Origin of the sequence: Mesorhizobium captivum (assembly GCF_033977165.1) — a bacterium.
GTDB classification, from domain to species: domain Bacteria; phylum Pseudomonadota; class Alphaproteobacteria; order Rhizobiales; family Rhizobiaceae; genus Mesorhizobium; species Mesorhizobium captivum.
On sequence record NZ_JAVIJB010000003.1, the window covers coordinates 1 to 19,198 of the forward strand.

Annotated in this window: 16 protein-coding genes; 7 read left to right on the forward strand and 9 right to left on the reverse strand. The window is 64.0% G+C overall.

Features of this window, described 5'->3' with window-relative positions; all coding sequences use genetic code 11:
- A partial coding sequence (locus tag RFM40_RS04000) for a caspase family protein (RefSeq protein ID WP_320277165.1) occupies nt 1-298 on the reverse strand: 298 nt, incomplete at its 3' end.
- 164 nt (nt 299-462) lie between these two features.
- Nucleotides 463-1,326 carry an RNA polymerase factor sigma-32 gene (locus RFM40_RS04005; protein ID WP_126097473.1) on the reverse strand — a complete coding sequence of 288 codons (864 nt, stop codon included), beginning with the start codon at nt 1,324-1,326 and terminating at the stop codon, nt 463-465.
- Nucleotides 1,327-1,633: 307 nt separating this feature from the next.
- Between RFM40_RS04005 and RFM40_RS04010 the strand changes: the two genes are divergently transcribed.
- The 3 genes from RFM40_RS04010 (at nt 1,634) to RFM40_RS04020 (ending at nt 3,964) form a co-directional block, all read left to right on the forward strand.
- The gene (locus RFM40_RS04010) at nt 1,634-2,407 is read left to right on the forward strand and encodes an amino acid ABC transporter substrate-binding protein (RefSeq protein WP_320277166.1); all 774 of its coding nucleotides are present in this window, start codon (nt 1,634-1,636) and stop codon (nt 2,405-2,407) included.
- Between the two features lie 109 nt (nt 2,408-2,516).
- Nucleotides 2,517-3,197: an amino acid ABC transporter permease gene (locus RFM40_RS04015; protein ID WP_320227651.1), complete on the forward strand. Its 681-nt coding sequence runs from the start codon at nt 2,517-2,519 to the stop codon at nt 3,195-3,197.
- Nucleotides 3,194-3,964 (forward strand): amino acid ABC transporter ATP-binding protein, encoded by a 771-nt coding sequence (locus RFM40_RS04020; RefSeq protein ID WP_320227652.1) that lies wholly within the window; start codon nt 3,194-3,196, stop codon nt 3,962-3,964. The genes RFM40_RS04015 and RFM40_RS04020 overlap by 4 nt, the downstream gene beginning before the upstream one ends.
- Nucleotides 3,965-4,319: 355 nt before the next feature.
- On the opposite strand, the gene RFM40_RS04025 is transcribed toward RFM40_RS04020, so the two are convergent.
- The 6 genes from RFM40_RS04025 to RFM40_RS04050 all read right to left on the reverse strand — a co-directional run bounded on the left by RFM40_RS04025 (nt 4,320) and on the right by RFM40_RS04050 (nt 12,440).
- Complete coding sequence (locus tag RFM40_RS04025) at nt 4,320-4,901, reverse strand: CarD family transcriptional regulator (RefSeq protein ID WP_040974338.1); 582 nt, start codon at nt 4,899-4,901, stop codon at nt 4,320-4,322.
- Between the two features lie 379 nt (nt 4,902-5,280).
- Nucleotides 5,281-5,619 carry a ferredoxin FdxA gene (gene fdxA, locus RFM40_RS04030; protein ID WP_059189985.1) on the reverse strand — a complete coding sequence of 113 codons (339 nt, stop codon included), beginning with the start codon at nt 5,617-5,619 and terminating at the stop codon, nt 5,281-5,283.
- A gap of 251 nt (nt 5,620-5,870) precedes the next feature.
- Nucleotides 5,871-6,257, reverse strand: a complete 387-nt coding sequence (locus tag RFM40_RS04035; RefSeq protein ID WP_320272501.1) for an RNA-binding S4 domain-containing protein — start codon at nt 6,255-6,257, stop codon at nt 5,871-5,873.
- Between the two features lie 14 nt (nt 6,258-6,271).
- A complete protein-coding gene (locus tag RFM40_RS04040) occupies nt 6,272-9,685 on the reverse strand; it encodes a helicase-related protein (RefSeq protein WP_320277167.1) in 3,414 nt (1,137 codons plus the stop codon).
- Nucleotides 9,686-10,402: 717 nt separating this feature from the next.
- Nucleotides 10,403-11,128 (reverse strand): acetoacetyl-CoA reductase, encoded by a 726-nt coding sequence (phbB, locus tag RFM40_RS04045; RefSeq protein WP_320227654.1) that lies wholly within the window; start codon nt 11,126-11,128, stop codon nt 10,403-10,405.
- Between the two features lie 127 nt (nt 11,129-11,255).
- On the reverse strand, nt 11,256-12,440 hold the full coding sequence (locus RFM40_RS04050) for an acetyl-CoA C-acetyltransferase (RefSeq protein ID WP_320227655.1): 1,185 nt from the start codon (nt 12,438-12,440) through the stop codon (nt 11,256-11,258).
- Between the two features lie 305 nt (nt 12,441-12,745).
- Here RFM40_RS04050 and phaR point away from each other — a divergent pair, with 305 nt between their 5' ends.
- Nucleotides 12,746-13,339 (forward strand): polyhydroxyalkanoate synthesis repressor PhaR, encoded by a 594-nt coding sequence (phaR, locus tag RFM40_RS04055; protein WP_320227656.1) that lies wholly within the window; start codon nt 12,746-12,748, stop codon nt 13,337-13,339.
- A 266-nt stretch (nt 13,340-13,605) separates the two neighbouring features.
- Here the strand turns inward: phaR and RFM40_RS04060 are convergent, their stop codons facing one another.
- A complete protein-coding gene (locus RFM40_RS04060) occupies nt 13,606-14,751 on the reverse strand; it encodes a citrate synthase (RefSeq protein WP_320230145.1) in 1,146 nt (381 codons plus the stop codon).
- 93 nt (nt 14,752-14,844) lie between these two features.
- Between RFM40_RS04060 and RFM40_RS04065 the strand changes: the two genes are divergently transcribed.
- The 3 genes from RFM40_RS04065 (at nt 14,845) to RFM40_RS04075 (ending at nt 19,028) form a co-directional block, all read left to right on the forward strand.
- Nucleotides 14,845-15,945 (forward strand): citrate synthase/methylcitrate synthase, encoded by a 1,101-nt coding sequence (locus tag RFM40_RS04065; protein ID WP_320230146.1) that lies wholly within the window; start codon nt 14,845-14,847, stop codon nt 15,943-15,945.
- A gap of 380 nt (nt 15,946-16,325) precedes the next feature.
- Nucleotides 16,326-17,456, forward strand: coding sequence for a patatin-like phospholipase family protein (locus RFM40_RS04070; protein ID WP_320230147.1), 1,131 nt, complete (start codon nt 16,326-16,328; stop codon nt 17,454-17,456).
- 150 nt (nt 17,457-17,606) lie between these two features.
- Nucleotides 17,607-19,028: a coniferyl aldehyde dehydrogenase gene (locus tag RFM40_RS04075; RefSeq protein WP_320277168.1), complete on the forward strand. Its 1,422-nt coding sequence runs from the start codon at nt 17,607-17,609 to the stop codon at nt 19,026-19,028.
- The last annotated feature ends 170 nt before the right edge of the window (nt 19,029-19,198 follow it).

Here is a 19,198-nt window from a genome sequence, read left to right on the forward strand (position 1 = left end):
AGCCGTGGCCCGAATAGTAGACGACCGCGAGATCGGCGCCGTCCGCCGCCGCAAGATAGTTGCGGAATTGCTCCTCGAATTGGAGCTTCGTCACGTCCTTGGCAACGAACACGTCGAAGCCGGCCAGCCGGAATGTCTTAGAGACATCCTCGGCATCCTTGTCCGGGTTGTTGAGGGCCGGGATGTCGCGATATTCGGAATTGCCGATGACAAGGGCAACCCTTCGATCGGCGTGAGCTTCGAAGGCTGTGAAGCTCACGAGGATCAAGGCTGCAAGGAGCGCGCAGCATCGCAGCATCGTAAATCCCCATCCGCTGGTGTCGGTTGACTCACAAAAGACGGCAACGGTGTGCAGGTCTGTTAATGAGTTCACAATCCGCAGACGAGGAAAGAATAAAGCTGCCGCGATGGCAATACATTCTTATTTAGTAATGTTTTATATTTGCAACCCTGAATTGCTATTCAGGCGGCCTCGGCCAGGAATTCCGGGTTCTGCTTGACCAGCGCCGCCCGCAGTTTTTCCATGGCCCGCGCTTCGATCTGGCGGACGCGTTCCTTGGAGATGCCGAGCGCCTCGCCGAGCGATTCCAGGGTGGCGCCGTCGTCGCTCAGCCGGCGCTCCTCGATAATGCGGAGCTCGCGGGCATTGAGCGCGCCGAGCGCGCTTTTCAGCCAGACCGCGCGACGCTCGATGTCGATCGTTTCGCCGACCACCTCGTCGGGAAGCGGATCCTCCGAGACCAGGAAATCCATCCGCTCGGCGGCGCCATTCTCGTCGGCTAAAGGGGTGTTGAGCGAGCTGTCGGGGGCGGAAAGGCGCGAATCCATCATCGCCACGTCGGCTTCCGGCACGCCGAGCGCGGCCGAGACCTCGCGGTAGAGCGAGGCATTGGAGATCGGTTCGGCGCCATTGGCGAGCCGCGCGCGCAACCGCCTCAGATTGAAGAACAGCGCCTTCTGCGCCGAACTCGTGCCGCCGCGCACGATCGACCAGTTGCGCAGGATGTAGTCCTGCATCGAGGCGCGGATCCACCAGGTAGCGTAGGTCGAGAAGCGCACCTCGCGCGCAGGCTCGAAGCGGGCTGCCGCTTCCAGCAGGCCGACATGGCCTTCCTGGATCAGATCGCCGAGAGGCAGGCCGTAATGGCGGAATTTCGACGCCATGGAAATCACCAGGCGCATATGGGCGACGGTGATCAGGTGCAGCGCGTCCTGGTCGTTCTTTTCCTTCCAGCGTATTGCCAGGAGATGCTCCTCCTCGCGCTCAAGATAAGGAGCCTTCATCGCCGCCCGGACCAGTGTCCGTCCTGCCACGTCCTCGATCATGCCGGCTCCTCTTGGCGGTCGTTGCGCTGATGACGGTTGAAAAGACGCTGCCGCGCCCTACAACAGCCTGCAACGTATCAGGCGCATGGATGGTTCCGTTGCGGCGGAGGCGCACGTCCGGTGTGCGGGGCGCGATTTTGCTATCGGCCCGGCACGTTTTCCGGCCGCGATTTGCATTGATTTTGAGGATCAGATTTCTGGCCGAGCCAATTTTTGAAATCTGGTTCCTTATTTCGTGGACATCTATCTGCCAGTTTGCGGCTCTCACAATGCGCCGGGGCACCGGTCAAAACGGGATCACAGAAAAATGAAATGGCTCAAATCGCTTTTCGTCGCCGGAATCCTGCAGGTTCTGGCGATTACCGCCGGCCATGCCGGCGCCAATCTCGACCAGATCAAGCAGGCAGGCGTCATCAAGGTCGGTACGGAAGGCACCTACGCGCCCTTCACCTATCATGACGAATCCGGCGCGCTGGTCGGCTTCGACGTCGAGATCGCCAAGGCGATCGCCGAGAAGCTCGGCGTCAAGGTCCAGTTCCTCGAAGGCAAGTGGGACGGCCTGATCGCCGGTCTTGATGCCAATCGCTACGACGCCGTCATCAACGAGGTCGGCATCACCGACGCCCGCAAGACCAAGTATGATTTCTCCGATCCCTACATCGCTTCCAAGGCGGTGTTGATCGTGCGCGGCGACGACAGCGACATCAAGACCTTCGCCGACCTCAAGGGCAAGAAGGCGGCGCAGTCGCTGACGTCCAATTTCGGCAAGCTCGCCGAAACCAACGGCGCCGAGCTGGTCGGCACCGACGGCTTTGACCAGTCGATCCAGCTGCTGCTCACCGGCCGCGCCGACGCCACCATCAACGACAGCCTGTCCTTCCTCGACTTCAAGAAGCACAAGCCGGACGCCAATGTGAAGATCGCCGCGCAGGAAGAGAACGCCGACTATTCCGGCGTCATCGTGCGCAAGGGCGATCCGGAACTGGTCGCCGCGATCAACAAGGCGCTGGCCGACATCAAGGCCGACGGCACCTACGAGAAGATCGCCGACACTTATTTCGGCCAGGACGTTTCGCAGTAAGCCAGTCTTCTTCGTTTTGAATTCCGGCGGGCCGTCTTTGACGGCCCGCCGGTTTTTGCATGATATGCCGGCCGGAGGTGGTCGCAGCATCCGGAAAGGAGAAGGCTCCGTGCCGCACTGGTTGCAACTGATGCTGGAATCGCTGCCGACACTGCTGTGGGCGGCGCTGATCTTCACAGTGCCGCTGACGCTGCTGTCCTTCGCGCTTGGGCTCATTGCCGGGCTGGTCACGGCGCTGATCCGGCTGTTCGGCCCCAAGCCGCTGGTCGCGCTGGCTCGTTTCTATATCTGGATTTTCCGCGGCACGCCGCTCTTGGTGCAGCTCTTCCTGATCTTCTACGGCCTGCCGTCGGTCGGCATCCTGCTCGATGCCTTTCCCGCGGCGCTGATCGGCTTCACGCTCAACATCGGCGCCTACTCCTCGGAGATCATCCGCGCCGTCATCGGCTCGGTGCCGAAGGGGCAGTGGGAGGCGTCCTACTCGATCGGCATGACCTGGAGCCAGGCGATGCGGCGCACCATTCTGCCGCAAGCAGGCCGCGTCGCGGTGCCGCCGCTTTCCAACACCTTCATCTCGCTGGTCAAGGACACCTCGCTCGCGGCGGCAATAACGGTGCCGGAGATGTTCCAGGCAGCGCAGCGCATCGTCGCCACCACGTATGAGCCGCTGATCCTCTATGTCGAGGCGGCGGCGCTCTATCTGGCAATGAGCTCGGTGCTGTCGGCGCTGCAGGCGCGGCTGGAGGTGCGGCTCAACCGCTATGGCGGCTTCCTGGAGGCCAACGCATGATCGGCCTCACCGACATCGAGAAGCGTTTTGGCGACAACCTTGTCCTGAAGGGCGTCACCGTCAGCATCGACGAGGGCAGCGTCACAGCGCTGGTCGGCCCCTCGGGCGGGGGGAAAAGCACGCTTTTGCGCTGCATCAACCTGTTGGAGATCCCGACCTCCGGCATCTTGCGCATCGGCGACGAGACGCTCGCGTTCCGACCGGGCGGCAAGGTGCCGGCGGCGGATGTGCAGCGCGTGCGCCTGCAGACCGGCATGGTGTTCCAGAATTTCCAGCTTTTTCCGCACCGGACCGCGATCGAGAATGTCATGGAAGGACTGATCACGGTGCTGAAGTGGTCCGAGACAAGGGCGCGCGAGCGGGCGATGGCGCTGCTCGAAAAGGTCGGCATGGCGCACAAGGTCGATGCCTGGCCGGCGACATTGTCGGGCGGCCAGCAGCAGCGGGTGGCGATCGCGCGGGCGCTGGCGCCGTCGCCGCGCGTGCTGCTTTGCGACGAGCCGACCTCGGCGCTCGATCCGGAACTGGCGCAGGAAGTGGTCGACGTGCTGGGGCAGCTGGCCCGCGAAGGCACCACCATGGTGATGGCCACGCATGATCTGCGGCTTGCTTCCAAGATCGCGCAGGAAGTGGTGTTCCTCGATGCGGGCTCGATTGTCGAAAAGGGCCCGGCCTCCGTCGTGTTCGACAATCCGGAGCGCGAGCGGACCAAACGTTTCATTGCCTCGCTGCGGCAGGAGGAGGCGCAGAAGGAAACGCGCGGCTGAAGCTCCTACTTGCACTTTGTGGGGGACGTCGGACCGAAGGTCCGGGTGGGGGTCGGCGCGGCACCCCGCCCGCTGCTTCGCAGCGAGCCTCCCCGTGAACGGCATGGTAATCGCATATGGCGCTCCCCCACTCCGTCTCGGCTTCGCCGAGCCACCTCTCCCCCACATTCGTGGAGGGAGAGGAAACGCCAACCGGCCATGAACATGGGGGAGAGGTGGCCGCGCAGCGGCCGGAGTGGGGGGCTGGCGGTGCCACATGCGATTGGCCTGCCCGCCAAGAGGGGGGTAGGAATGTCCTAGAAACAAAAAACCCGGCGCGAGGCCGGGTTTTTCCGTATTCGGAAAGCGAAAAAGCTCAGGCAGCTTCTTCCTGCTCGGCTTCCTCGTTGTCGGCCTTGGCGCCGCGCTTCGGGCCCTTGTTGAGATTGACCTCGATGAGGCGTACCGCCTCGGTCTCCGACATGCGGTTGACGGCGGCAATCTCGCGGGCCATGCGATCGAGCGCGGCTTCGTAAAGCTGGCGCTCGGAATAGGACTGCTCCGGCTGGTTATCGGCGCGATAGAGGTCGCGCACCACTTCCGAGATAGAGATCAGGTCGCCGGAATTGATCTTGGCATCATATTCCTGCGCGCGGCGCGACCACATGGTGCGCTTGATCCGGGCGCGGCCCTGCACAACCTTCAGCGCGCGATCGACATAGTCCTCTTCCGACAGCTTGCGCATGCCGATCGAGGTCGCCTTGGCGACCGGCACCTTGAGCCGCATCTTGTCCTTCTGGAAGTCGATGACGAACAGTTCCAGCTTGTGACCTGCGACTTCCTGCTCGTCGATCGCCACGATCTGGCCGACGCCATGCGCCGGATAGACGATGAATTCGCCGGTCTTGAACCCGTGACGGGCTGCGGTGGACTTCTTCTGCGGGGTGATCGTTGCCATTACGCCCTGAACTCCTTAGTTGTAGCGCCGGCATGGCGGCGCCGGCTGAAACCCACGCGATCGGCGAACGCCGACCGTCAGCCGCGCAACATGATGAACCCACCGGCTAGGCCGAGACTGGCAAACCGCACGAATGCGCCCGCCCGCCTGCCCCAGATCGCTCTGGTCCGGATTGAGAAGCTCACCTTTCAGTGATTTGGGGCGTTAGCGCCATAAATCGACGTTGTGTCACCGGCATGTTTCGCTCATGTAGCACAAAAAGTCGGAAGAATCAAGGTTTTGCTGCATTCGCTAACGACAAGAGGCATCGCTGCCTGTCAAGACAGCAATTGTATCGGGCCCGTTACCTTGCGTCATGCCGCTCCGGCCGGCCCGGCTGTCAGTCGCCTTCGCCGGGCTCGGGCGAGAAATATTTCTCGAACTTCCCGGTCTCGCCGTCGAAGGTCTTGGCGTCCGCCGGCGGCTCTTTCTTGGCGGTGATGTTAGGCCATTTCTCGGCGTATTCGGAATTGACCTGCAACCATTTGTCGAGGCCGGACTCGGTGTCCGGCTTGATCGCGTCGGCCGGGCATTCCGGCTCGCAGACGCCGCAGTCGATGCACTCGTCAGGATGAATGACGAGCATGTTCTCGCCTTCGTAGAAACAGTCGACCGGACAGACCTCGATGCAGTCCATGTATTTGCATTTTATGCAATTGTCGGTCACGACATAGGTCATCGCAGGCTCCGGGACGTCCCGTATTTGCTGGGCTTTTCAGGGTGAGGTAACGCCTTTGCCCGTCGCTGGCAAGGGCAGGGCTTGCCGCCGGAGCCGGCGTTGCGGAACAGAATTCCAACCGGTTGCCGCGGCGTGGTTCGGTCGTATCTTCTAAAGCGCGTCGCGATCTTTCAGATTCGCTCCCTGCGCTTTAGTTTTGAATTTACGCATGTCTTTGTCCCGAAACCGGTTTCCACTTTCGGGAGACATGCTTAGTCCTCGCCGAGCAGGCGGTCGGTTTGCCGGCGCTCCCGCTTGGTCGGACGGCCGCTGCCGGCCTCGCGCAGCGCCGGAATGGCGTCGGGAACGGCCTCACCCTTGGGCGTGGGTGGGGGCGACATATCCTCGTAAAGCAGCCGCGCCTCCTCCGCCGGGCCGCGCCGGGTTCCTGGTCCAAGCACTTTCCAGACCATGATACGGCGGTCGAGCGTGATGGTCAGGACATCGCCGGCCTTGACCAGATCCGAGGCCTGCGCTGCTTTGTCGCGATTGATGCGGACGCGTCCTGCAATGACGAGCTTCGCCGCCAGGGAGCGCGATTTCACCGCGCGCGAGAAGAACAGCCATTTGTCGATGCGCTGGCGTCCTTCTCCAACCATTGCACCGGCCGAGGTTATTTCTTCAGCTGGTCGCGCAAGGCGGCGAGCTTGGCGAAGGGCGAATCCGGGTCGAAGCGCTGCGGACGCTCCTCGCGTGGCTTGCCCTGGAAGGCCGGCTTGTTGTCGCCTGCGGCATTCCCTTTGCCGCCCTGCCTGTTGCCCTTCCAGTCCGGCCGCCCCTCGCGGCGATCAGGGCGCTCGCCCTGCGGCCGGCCTTCGCGACGTTCGCCGCCTTCGCGCCGGTCGCCGGTTTCCGGCCTCGGCTTGAATTTCGAGCGGTCGAAGCGCGGTTTGCCGGCGCCGTCGCGGCGGCCCTCATGCGTCGGCTTGTCGCCGGGCTGCTGGCCGCCTCCGGCGCCTGCCTCGCGTGCGGGCTGGCCACCGCGCGGGCGATTGTCGTGGCGATGGCGCGGACGCTGATGGTCGAAACGCGCCTGGCGCCACAGAAGGACAGGCTTCGGTTCTTCAGCTTCGGCCGGGGTTTCGCCAGCCTTACCCTCCCCCTCGTGGGGAGGGTCGGCGCGTAGCGCCGGGGTGGGGGGAGCGCCGGCGCCAGCGGTGTTGGTGCCGTCTACATCGTCGGCGCCGTCACCCCCACCCGCGTCGCTTCGCGCCGCGACCTCCCCCATCGAGGGGGAGGTAGGGGCGTCGGCGCTTTCGGCCGACTCGGGCGCTACCGTAATGTCCACCGCTGCGGTGTCTTCCACAGCGGGAGCCTCTTCCGTAACCTCTGCCGGAACTTCTGCCGGCTCTCCCGCGACAGGTTCCGCTGCCACTTCCGCGACGGCTTCAGCTTCGACGGCAGCGGGCTCCGAACCCTCGGCCGTTGCCTCTGCAACCGTGTCAGTTGCCGCGGCTTGCGCCTCTGTCGCCTGCGCGGCGTGCGCCGCCTCTTCCGCGGCGAGCTTCGCCGCGGCCGCTTCGCGGGCGGCATCGTCCAGCGCGTCGAGCTTCGCCTTCACCTCGGCGGCCGGCTTGGCCTCGGAGCGATAGCCGAGACCTTTCAGGATCTCCTCCATGTCGTCGGCGGTGGCGCCGAGGATCGACATCATCGGCGGCGTCACCATGAAGGCGTGGCCGTCATAAGCGCCGTCAGGGCGCTGACCGAGGCCGGGCTTCCAGTTGGTCGCCGGGCGGATAAGATCGGCGAGCCTTTCCAAAATGTCGACACGCACGGCGCGGCGGCCGAGGTTGCGGTAGCCGGCGAGTTTGTAGAAGGTCTTGTCGAAGGCCGGGTCGATGACCACCGAGGTGCGGCCCGACGCCAGTGCATGGACGACGTCGCCGAAGCCCGGCTTGTCCTTGCCCTCGTTCTTCAGCGCCCAGAGCAGCGTCACCAGCCCGGCCGGCGCCGGCTTGATCAGCGCCGGCACGAAGACGTGGTAGGCGCCGAAGCGCACGCCAAGGCGCCGCAAGGCTGCGCGGCCTTCCTGGTCGAGCGACTTCATTTCCTCGGCGATGTCACGGCGGTTGATGAGGCCGAAATGCTCGACGAGCTGGAAGGCGATGCCACGCGCGATGCCGGTGAGCTGCTCGGCATTCTTCAAGTCGATGAGCGGCTTGAGCAGCGACTCAATCTGGAAATTGACGAAACGCTCGGCGCGCGCCGCGACCTTGTCTCGCGCCGGCCCAGTGAGCTGTTCGTCGGCAAGCAGCACAAGCCGCGGCTTCAGCGCCTCGTCACCGGCGACCAGCGTGCCGATCGGTGCGCCAATCCAGCGCAATATGCCGTCCGAGCCCAATGCCAGATCGCCGTTGGCGCAGGCGGCAAAGCGCTCTGAGCGCGCCTCGAATTCCGTGCTGAGCGCCTTCTGGGCGGCGGTGCGCACCGCCTTGGCATCCTCGCCGCCGGCGCTCTGGTCGGCGGTGAAGCGGAATCCCTGCAGCTCGCCGACATGATGGCCTTCGACGAGGACGGTTCCGGTTGGGCTGATTTCGGCTTCAGGCATGGTATTTTCTCTAAGGCGCCGCATGAGGACGGAAGTCCTGCGGTCTACGAAGCGTTTCGTCAACCGCTCATGCAGCGCATCCGACAATCTGTCTTCGATTTCGCGCGTCTTTTCCTGCCAGTGTAGCTGATCGGCCAGCCAACCAGGTCGGTTGGAGACGAAGGTCCAGGTGCGGATCTGTGCGATCCGGTGCGACAGCGTGTCGATATCGCCATCCGTCGTGTCGGCTCGCCGCACCTGCTCGGCCATGTAATTCTCATCGACATGGCCATGGCGCGCAAGGTCCATGTAGATCGAGGCGATCAGGTCGGCATGCTGCGCGGGCGCGATCTTGCGGTAGTCCGGCAGCGCGCAGGCTTCCCAAAGCAGCGCCACGCGCTCCTTGCCGCTGGCAAGCGCGCGGATATCCTCGTCGCGCGACAGATGTTCCAGCGCCTGGGCGTCGACCACCGGCAATGCCCGGGTCAGCCCTTCGACCGGCGCGTTGGTCTCGATCGAGCGCTTCAGGGCATCGAGGCTGGTGAAATCGAAATCGGCGGTGCGCCACTGCAGCACCTTCACCGGGTCGAAGTCGTGTCCCTCGATCTTCTTGACCAGATCCTCGTCGAGCGGATCGACCTGACCGGTGACCCCGAAGGTACCGTCACGCAGATGCCGTCCGGCGCGGCCGGCGATCTGGCCGAGCTCAGCAGCGGTCAGGTTGCGGTACTGGTAGCCGTCGAACTTGCGGTTCTGGGCGAAGGCGACGTGCTCGAGATCGAGGTTCAGCCCCATGCCGATGGCGTCGGTGGCGACGAGATAATCGACATCGCCCGACTGGAAGATCTCCACCTGGGCGTTGCGGGTGCGGGGCGAGAGCGCGCCGAGCACGACTGCCGCGCCACCCTGCTGGCGGCGGATCAGCTCGGCGATGGCATAGACCTCGTCGGCGGAGAAGGCGACGATCGCCGTGCGCCGCGGCAGGCGGGTGAGCTTCTTCGAGCCGGCATAGGCGAGATGCGACAGCCGCGGCCGCGTCACCACCGAGATGCCCTTCAGCAGTTTCTGCAGGATGCCGTGCATGGTGGCGGCACCGAGCAGCAGCGTCTCCTGGCGGCCGCGCAAATGCAGGATGCGGTCGGTGAAGATGTGGCCGCGTTCCAGGTCGCCGGCCAACTGCACCTCGTCGATGGCGACGAAGGCCGCATCGGTCTCGCGCGGCATCGCCTCGACGGTGCAGACAGAATATTTCGCAGCTGCCGGAACGATCTTCTCTTCGCCGGTGATGAGCGCCACCTTGTGGGCACCGACTTTCTCGCAGACGCGCGTGTAAACCTCGCGGGCAAGCAGTCTGAGCGGCAGGCCGATGATGCCACTCTCATGCGCCACCATGCGCTCGATGGCGAGGTGGGTCTTGCCGGTGTTGGTGGGGCCGAGCACGGCCGTCACGTCGCGGCCCGAAAGGATCAGCGGGTGGGTGTGTTTCGGCTGGATGTTCATCGGCTGGGAAATGACGCTTTCTGCCGCTTGTTGTCGGGAACGCGGCGGTGCCGCCGCGTGTGACAGGCGACACATAGGGATTTCAGACGCGAAGCGAAAGCGGAATGTTCCCTGAAAAAATGGCGCGCCGACGGGCAAGGTCAAAATCTGCTGCCGATTAACCGTTGGAACGAGTCTGGAACGAATCGGCGACGAATCACTGACTCGGCATGATTCATGTTTTGTTCACGGCTATATGTGGATTTTTTGACACCGAGTCTCACCACATGCTGAATCCCGGAACTGGCCCGTTTCATGCTTGCTCGGGCGCGCTTCGAACGGCCGTTAACTTTTGCCGGCGAACGGTGGCGGCTTACGTGAGCGCGGTCGCCAAAGTTATGAAATGGTTGATCTTTCCTAATCGCCCCTTAATCATTACCACGCCGTTTCCGCTCCGCGCGTTAACTTTTCGGCCAAAGCCGGAACGAATCGGCGACGAATCAGCGATCTACGAACTTTCCCGTTTTGTTCACCTCTAGATATGGTGTTGTCCACAGCTTGCGCACCGAAAATTCACAGCTTGTAAGTGGGGTTCTGCACAGGACGCGGGGAGGCCATTAACCTTTCCGTGCCGAATTGAGGCATGCGTCACGCGTCCCGCCGGGAGCGCAGACAAAAACAGGTGGCCCGATTTCTCCGGGCCACCTGCCGTCGAAGAACATCAGGTGAAATAAGATCTCAGGTGAAATATTGGCCGCCATTGGCGCTGATGGTCGAGCCGGTGATGAAACCGGCCTCGTCCGATGCCAGAAAGACGACGCAGCGCGCGACCTCTTCCGGCTCGCCGAGACGGCCGATCGGGATCTGCGGGATGATGCGCTCGTTGAGCACCTTCTCGTCGATCGCCTTGACCATCTCTGTGGCGATATAGCCCGGGCAGATGACGTTGACGGTGACGCCGGCGCGTGCGCCCTCCTGGGCCAGCGCCTTCGAGAAGCCGATGTCGCCGGCCTTGGCTGCGGAGTAATTGACCTGGCCGGCCTGGCCCTTCTGGCCGTTGATCGAGGAGATGGTGATGACGCGGCCGAACTTGCGGTCGCGCATGCCGCTCCACAGCGGATGCGTCATGTTGAAGACGCCGGAGAGGTTGGTGTCGACAACCTCCTTCCACTGCTCGCGGGTCATCTTGTGAAACATGGCGTCGCGGGTAATGCCGGCATTGTTGACCAGCACCGAGACCGGGCCGAGATCGGCCTCCACCTGTTTGATGCCGGCGGCGCAGGCGTCGTAGTCGGCGACCGACCATTTGTAGACCGGGATGCCGGTCTCGGCCTTGAATTTCTGCGCCGCTTCGTCGTTGCCGGCATAGTTCGCGGCCACCGAATAACCGGCGCTCTTCAGCGCCACCGATATCGCCGCGCCGATGCCGCGCGATCCGCCCGTGACGATTGCTACCTTGGACATGAGGTTCCTCCCTTTTTGTCACTGAAGCGAATAGAGAGTAGCGAATAGCGAGTAGGGTTCTGCCGTCCCGTCGCGCGACGCGCCTTTTCTTCCCTATTCGCTACTCCCTATTCGCTATTCGCTGATCTCAGAGCGCCTCGACGCACATGGCGACGCCCATGCCACCGCCAATGCACAGCGTCGCCAGGCCCTTCTTGGCGCCGCGGCGGCGCATTTCATGGACCAGCGTGTTGAAGACGCGGGCGCCGGAAGCGCCGATCGGATGGCCGATGGCGATAGCGCCGCCATTGACGTTGACGATCGAGGGATCCCAGCCCATGCCCTTATTGACGGCGCAGGCCTGCGCGGCGAACGCCTCATTGGCCTCGACGAGATCGAGGTCCTTGACCGTCCAGCCGGCTTTCTCCAGCGCCCGCTTCGAGGCCGGGATCGGGCCAGTGCCCATGATCGCCGGGTCGACGCCGGCGGTCGCCCAGGAGGCGATGCGCACCAGCGGGGTGATGCCGCGACGCGCGGCCTCGGCCTCGGTCATCAGCAACGCCCCGGCGGCGCCGTCATTGATGCCTGAAGCATTGGCGGCGGTGACCGTGCCGTCCTTGTCGAAGGCGGGCTTCAGCTTGGTCATGGCGTCCAGCGTCGCGCCGTGGCGGATATATTCGTCCTGGTCGACGATGGTGTCGCCCTTCTTGCCCTTGATGGTGAAGGCGACGATCTCGTCCTTGAACTTGCCGGCCTTCTGTGCCGCTTCGGCCTTGTTTTGCGAGGCGAGCGCGAACTCGTCCTGGTCGTCGCGAGTGATCTGGAACTGACGGGCGACGTTCTCGGCGGTGTTACCCATGTGGTAGCCGTTGAAGGCATCCCAGAGGCCGTCCTTGATCATGGTGTCGATCATCTTGTAGTCGCCCATCTTGACGCCGGCGCGCAGATGCTGGGCGTGCGGCGAGAGCGACATCGATTCCTGGCCGCCGGCGACGATCAGCTTGGCATCGCCAGCGGCGATCTGCTGCATGCCGAGGGCGATTGCCCGCAGCCCCGAGCCGCAAACCTGGTTGAGGCCCCAGGCGGTGGTCTCCTTGGGCAGGCCGGCATTGATCGAGGCCTGGCGGGCTGGGTTCTGTCCCTGGGCGGCGGTCAGCACCTGGCCGAGGATGACCTCGTCGACTTCGCCCGCCTCGACGCCGGCCCGCGCTAGCAGTTCCTTGATGACCACGGCGCCGAGCTCATGTGCCGGCGTCGCGGCGAAACTGCCGTTGAAGGACCCGACCGCTGTGCGGGCGGCGCTGGCAACGACGATTGAATTGGAAGCGGACATTTTCTTCTCCAGACTTCGAGGTGTCGTGTTTTATGCGATCATTGAAGACTTTTCTTGCCCGTTAGGGAACCCGAGTCAAACCGGAAATGGGCATGGCCGCCATGCGCGACAAGCAGGTCGGGCGCCTATCGTGACAGCGCAGCCATCAGCGTGCGGCACAATTTGCTCCGCTCATTCCGCATTAAATGATGCCGCACTGCACAAACCACTTGGAATTGTGACGCTTTTGCGCATATCCTCGACAAATGGCGCAATCGTTACCGGCCGCTTACTCTGAACGCGCCGGTATCCTGGGGAGGATACGGATGGCCGCAAAAGACGACCCGATCGTCATCAAGAAATATGCCAACCGCCGGCTCTACAACACCGGCACCAGCACCTATGTCACGCTCGAGGATCTGGCCGAGATGGTCAAGAAGGGCGAGGAGTTCACCGTGCAGGACGCCAAGACCGGCGACGACATCACGCATCCGGTGCTCACACAGATCATCTTCGAGCTGGAGAACAAGGATGGGCAGAACATGCTGCCGATCCCGTTCCTTCGCCAGCTGATCTCCTTCTACGGCGATCAGATGCAGATGATCGTGCCGAGCTTCCTCGAACAGTCGATGATCGCCTTCTCCAAGGAGCAGGAGCGCTTCCGCGAGCAGCTCAAGGGCGCTTTCGGCAAGACGCCGATCGACATGATGAAGACGCCGATGAAGGCGCTGGAGGAACAGACGCGCCGGAACGTGGAAATGTTCCAGAACGCGATGCGCATGTTCACGCCGTTCCCGTCGGCGGGAAACAGTTCCTCTGCCTCGGCCGAGCCGCCGAAGAAGGAAGAGAAATCCGACGATCTGCAGGAATTGAAGGCGCAGATCGCGGCGATGCAGCGCAAGCTGGATACGATGTCCTGACGGGCTTCGTTTGGTGGCAGTCGCTACCGTTTGAGATTGGCCGCAAACGCCCGTCCCTTCGTCATCCTCGGGCTTGACCCGAGGATCCATTCCGTGACCGTTGCCGTAGAGCGCAGCGGTGTAGAATTCTGTAAACGTTGCAACGCCTTAGCGTCACGGCATGGATTCTAGGGTCTGCGCGCGTCGCTTCGCTCCTTGCTCCGCCCTGGGATGACGACTTGATAGACGTTTCCGCCAATCGCAGTCGTCTGCGCTAGAGGCGCTCGTCAGCCTCTCTCGGCAGGTCCGTCATAACGGGCGCGGGGCCTGATCGGCCTGTTGCTCGTCACCTGTTCGATGGCATGCGCCGTCCAGCCGACGCTGCGGCCGAGCGCGAACAGGCGGAAGGGCGCGTCGGCGGGGAGGCGCAGGCTGCGCGTCAGCGCGGCCAGGGCGAAATCGACATTCGGATGCATGCCGGTCGCGGCAACGACGGCGTCGCGCAGATGCAGGAGCGCGTCATCGATCTCGACATCGGGCAGCAAGGCTTCCGCGCGCGGATCGCCTTCGGGGTAAAGCTGATGACCGAAGCCGGGCAGCGGCCGGTCGTGGGCGAGCCAGCGCGCGATCGCCTCGTCCGGCCCTAACCGTTCCGCGTCCTCGACAAGCGCGATCGCCGCGGCGCCGGCGCCGCCGTGGCGCGGGCCGGTAAGCGTCGCCAGGCCGGCGAGCAGGCAAGCCGCGACCGGCGCGCCTGTGGAGGCGGCGACGCGGGTGGCAAAGGTCGAGGCGTTAAGCTCGTGATCGGCAAGCAGCACCAGTGCCTTGCGGATGAGTTTTGCGCCCGCGGCGTCAACTGACCAACCCTGCGCCAACCTTGCATGCACAGGCTCCGAGCCCGGCGTCGCGCCGAGCGCCGTGGCCAGCGCGCTGGTGGCGGCGGCGCCGTCCTGCTGCAGCATGGCCGGCCTGCGTCCGAGCGAAGGCCGGCCTTCGGCCGCAAGCGCCGAGAGTCTCGCAAATGCCGTGGAAGCGCCGCTCTGCCGCGCGGTCGAAGGGGTCAGCGAAGCGAAGGATACGGCAGCGCTGGAGGCCCATAACAGGCCGGCGGTTTGCTCAAGCGTTGCCGTCGCCGCAAGTGCTGCGGCATCCTGGCCGCGATAGACGAGGCGGCCATGCAGAACCGTCGAGATGGCGGTGGTGATGGCCGGCTCGCCCCAGGCGATGGCGCTCTCGGCAATCGCCTGCGGGCTGCGCCCGCGCGCTCGGCGGGTGGCGAGCGCGGCAATGTCGTCGGCACGATACTGGCTGCGGCGCGGGTCCACTTCGTCGGGCCGCATGCCGATGCGGCCGCGGCTGACATAGGCATAAAGCGTCTGCGGCCGCACGTTGAGCCGCGTGAGCGCTTCCTCTCGTGTCAACCATTCGGACATGTCCACACGCCCTACATTGATTCTATTGATCAAGATTGATGCATTGATTGCGCAGCATTAATTGCAGTGCACAAAAGGTCAAGGAGACAAGTCATGGCAAATGGGCTCGATGATGTTGTGGCGGCGGATACGGTGCTTTCCGATGTCGACGGCGTAGGCGGCCATCTCACCATCCGAGGCCATTCGCTGACGGAACTCGCCGGCCATTGGCGTTACGGCCAGGTGGTGCGTCTCTTGTTCGACGGCTTCTTCGACGAGCTTCCCGGTGATGCCGAGCTGGAAAAAGCCATCGGCGATGCGCGCGTCGAGGTTTTCGAACGGATGCAGCCGATGCTGACGGAGCTCGCGCCGCTCGACATCTACAGCGCCATGCGCGCCGGCATCGCCCTGCTGCCCGACGGCGATGGGCTTGCCGATGCGCTGCGGCTGATCGCGGCGCCGGCGGTGCTCACGCCGGCCCTGCTCCGGCTCGGCCGCGGCGAGAAGCCCCTTCCTCCGAACGGCCGCGCCGATCATGCCGCCGATATGCTGAGAATGCTTGGCGGCACCGCATCGCCGGCGCTTGGCAAGGCGCTCGACACCTATCTGGTGACGGTCTGCGACCACGGGCTCAACGCATCGACCTTCGCGACGCGGGTTGTGGCATCGACGCAGGCCGGCTTGACCTCGGCGATCCTGGCCGGGCTCGGCGCGCTCAAGGGTCCGCTGCATGGCGGCGCGCCGGGGCCGGTGATCGAGATGCTCGACGCGATCGAGGCCAGCGGCGACGCCGCCGCCTGGCTGCGCGACGAGATCGCGCGCGGCGAGCGCATCATGGGCTTCGGCCATCGCATCTACCGCGTGCGCGATCCGCGCGCCGACGTGCTGAAGGCGGTGGTGCGGCGACTTGGCGCCAGGAGCCAGACGAGTAGCGGGAAGACGGGCAGCCGGCTGGCCTTCGCCGAAAAGGTGGAGCAGGCGGCGCTCGACGTGCTCAGGGTCGCCAAGCCGCAGCGTTCGATCCAGACCAATGTCGAGTTCTACACTGCGCTGCTGCTGGAAGGCGCGGGCTTCCCTGAGGAAGCGTTCTCCAACGTCTTTGCCGCCGGCCGCGTCGCCGGCTGGATCGCCCACGCGCGCGAGCAGCAGGCGACCGGGCGGCTCATCCGGCCGCAGTCGCGTTATGTCGGGCCGGTGCCCGATCTCGTCGCCTGAGAGGCAGTTCCTCGCCCCCGCAACGCGGGGGAGAGGTGGCCCGGCGAAGCCGGGACGGAGAGGGGGACGCCGGTCGTGAAGCAGCGTCCCTTTCGGGCAAGATGCCGGCTGACCCCTCAATAGGCAGCAGTAGTTCGCGGAGGCAAACTCCCGGCGGCCGCGAAGACCCCTCTCCGTCCCGGCTTCGCCGGGCCACCTCTCCCCACTTCGTGGGGCGAGGAAAAGAACACTCCCATGACCGAAATTTCAACCGATCACGCTTGTGTGTTCGTGTTCTTGCCTTGGTTCGCCCTTATATGCTGCACTGCAACATAGGCTGATTGCGCTGGGCTGCTCCTTATGACGCAGGGGCAGGCCGAAGCATCGAGACAAGGAACGCAATGGCGAAGAACGGCAAGGCGGGGGAAAAGAAGAAGATCAACGTCGCGCTCCAGGGCGGCGGTTCGCACGGCGCCTTCTCCTGGGGTGTGCTCGACCGCTTGCTCGAGGACGGGCGGCTGGAAATCGCGGCCGTGTCCGGCACCAGCGCCGGCGCCATGAACGCGGTCGCGCTGGCCGACGGCTTCGTGCGCGGCGGCGTCGAGGGCGCGCGCAAGAAGCTCGACGAGTTCTGGCGTGCGGTGGCCTCGAAGGGCCGCTTCAGCCCGGTGCAGCGCATGCCGTGGGATGTCGTGTGGGGCAACTGGTCGATCGAGAATACGCCCGGCTATTTCTTCTTCGATACCATGTCGCGGGTCTTCTCGCCTTACATCGCCAATCCGCTCGGCCTCAATCCGCTGCGCGACGTGGTCGAGAAGGAAATCGACTTCCGCAATGTGCGCGCCTGCAAGTCGATCGAGCTCTTCATCTCGGCGACCAATGTCGAGACCGGACAGCTGCGCGTTTTTTCCGACGGCGAGATCGACCTCGACACGGTGATGGCCTCTGCCTGCCTGCCGCAATTGTTCCGCGCGGTCGAGATCAAGGGGGTGCCTTACTGGGACGGCGGCTATGGCGGCAATCCGGCGCTTTATCCGTTCTTCAAGACGGCGGCGACCGAGGATGTGCTGCTGGTGCAGATCAATCCGGTGGTGCGCGAAGGCACGCCGAAGAGCGCCAACGAGATCCAGAACCGGATCGACGAGATCACCTTCAACGCAGGGCTCCTGCGCGAATTCCGCTCGATTGCCTTCGTCAAGGAGCTGATCGCGGCCGGCCGCCTGCCGCATGGCGAATACCGCGACATCCGCATGCACAGGATCGACGCCGACGAGGCGTTCAAGGACCTTTCGGCTTCGTCCAAGGTCAATGCCGAATGGGCCTTCCTCGCCTATCTGCGCGACCTCGGCCGAAATGCCGCCAGCGACTGGCTGGAGGAAAATTACGACGCCGTCGGCAGCCAAGCGACGCTCGACCTGTCGGGCGAGCTCGACGACGGCTTCAAGCCGGTGCGCGGTCCGGCGCCGGGGCGGCGGGTCAAGGAATTCCTCGCAGCGCGCATCAAACCGGAGTCGGCGCGCCGGCGAGCCTAACCGCTACGCACTTTTCCTGGAATTGCTCTGGCGTCGAATTGCTCCGGCATCCATTAGTTCGCGCTGAAGCTTCCCCAACGGCACCGGCGAGATGCTGGATTCGACCTCCTGAGCGATGTACTTTTACCTGAACGTAAAGGGGAGGTAGCGATGCTGCAGACCAGACAGAACTCCCTCGGGGTCAGGTTTGAAGCGCAGTGCAGAGCATTCGAGAAGGAGCCTTTTCCCAGTCTCGAGGTGCGCAAGGACCGGCTGAAGCGCCTGCTCGCTCTCACCGAAAAGCATGAGGCCGAGATCTGCGCGGCGATCGACAGCGATTTTTCCGGCAGGGCTCAGCAGGAAACGCGGCTTGCGGAACTGTTCGTCGTTCGCGCCGGCATCAGGCACGCCATTCGGCATCTGCGGGGATGGATGCGCGAGCGCCGCGTCGCCACCAGCCTGCCCTTCCTGCCGGGGCGCAATCGGCTTTTGCCGCAGCCGCTCGGCGTCGTCGGCATTGTCTCGCCCTGGAATTATCCGTTCCAGCTCGCCGTCGCGCCGGCGACCGCCGCTTTAGCCGCCGGCAACCGGGTGCTGCTCAAGCCTTCCGAGCTGACGCCGAAGTTCTCGGACCTGCTTGCCCGGCTGGTCGAAGAGCATTTTTCTCCTGACGAGATGTGCGTGGTGATCGGCGATGCCGAGGTCGGCAAGACATTCGTGTCGATGCCTTTCGATCACCTGCTGTTCACCGGCTCCACCGCCGTCGGCCGACAGGTGGCGCTGGCCGCGGCCGCCAATCTGACGCCGGTCACGCTCGAGCTCGGCGGCAAGTCGCCGGCGATCTTCGATGCGTCCTGCGATCTCGATGCTGCCGTCGCAAGCGTCGCCTACGGCAAGCTTTTGAATGCGGGCCAGACCTGCATCGCGCCCGACTATCTGATGGTCCCGCAAGGGCAAAGTGCCGCGATCGCTACGAAACTCGCTGCTGCGATGGCGCGACTCTATCCGCGCCTGCGCGACAATCCCGACTACACGGCGATCGTCAGCGAACGGCACCACCAGCGGCTGAGCGACATGATCGCCGAGGCGCGCGAAGGCGGCGCCGATGTCACCGAGGTCAACCCGGCAAATGAAAAGCTTGGCGTCACCGACCGCAAGATGGCGCCCGTCCTGGTCAGGAATCCCGGCGAGACCTTGCGGTTGATGCGCGAGGAAATCTTTGGCCCGGTGCTGCCGATCCTCGAATACGGCACGGTCGACGACGCCATCGAGCATGTGAACCGGGGCGAGCGTCCGCTCGCTCTTTATTGGTTCGGCAAGGATAGCGCCAATCGCCAAAGGGTGATGCGGGAAACCGTGGCCGGCGGCGTCACGGTCAATGACTGCATGATGCATCTGGTGCAGGAGCGGCAGCCATTCGGCGGCGTCGGCGAAAGCGGCATGGGCGCCTATCACGGCGAATGGGGGTTCCGGACCTTCAGCAAGGAAAAGCCGATCTTCGTCCAGTCCAGGCTAAGCGCCGGCGGCCTGCTCAGACCGCCCTATGGCAGGACATTCGAGCGGCTGTTCCGCTTGCTGAACTTGATCGGCTGACAGCATTTATTTTCGAAGTGGGCGCGTCCTCAGCGTTGTCTCATGCCAATGCAGCAAGTCATTGCGCGAAAAAATTCCGCAGCATGCTGACTCCTGCTGCCATTGAGGGTCCTGCGAACAAAAATATCTGTCCGGACCGGGAAAAGCCGGCGGCCGAAGGTCCGAAAAGT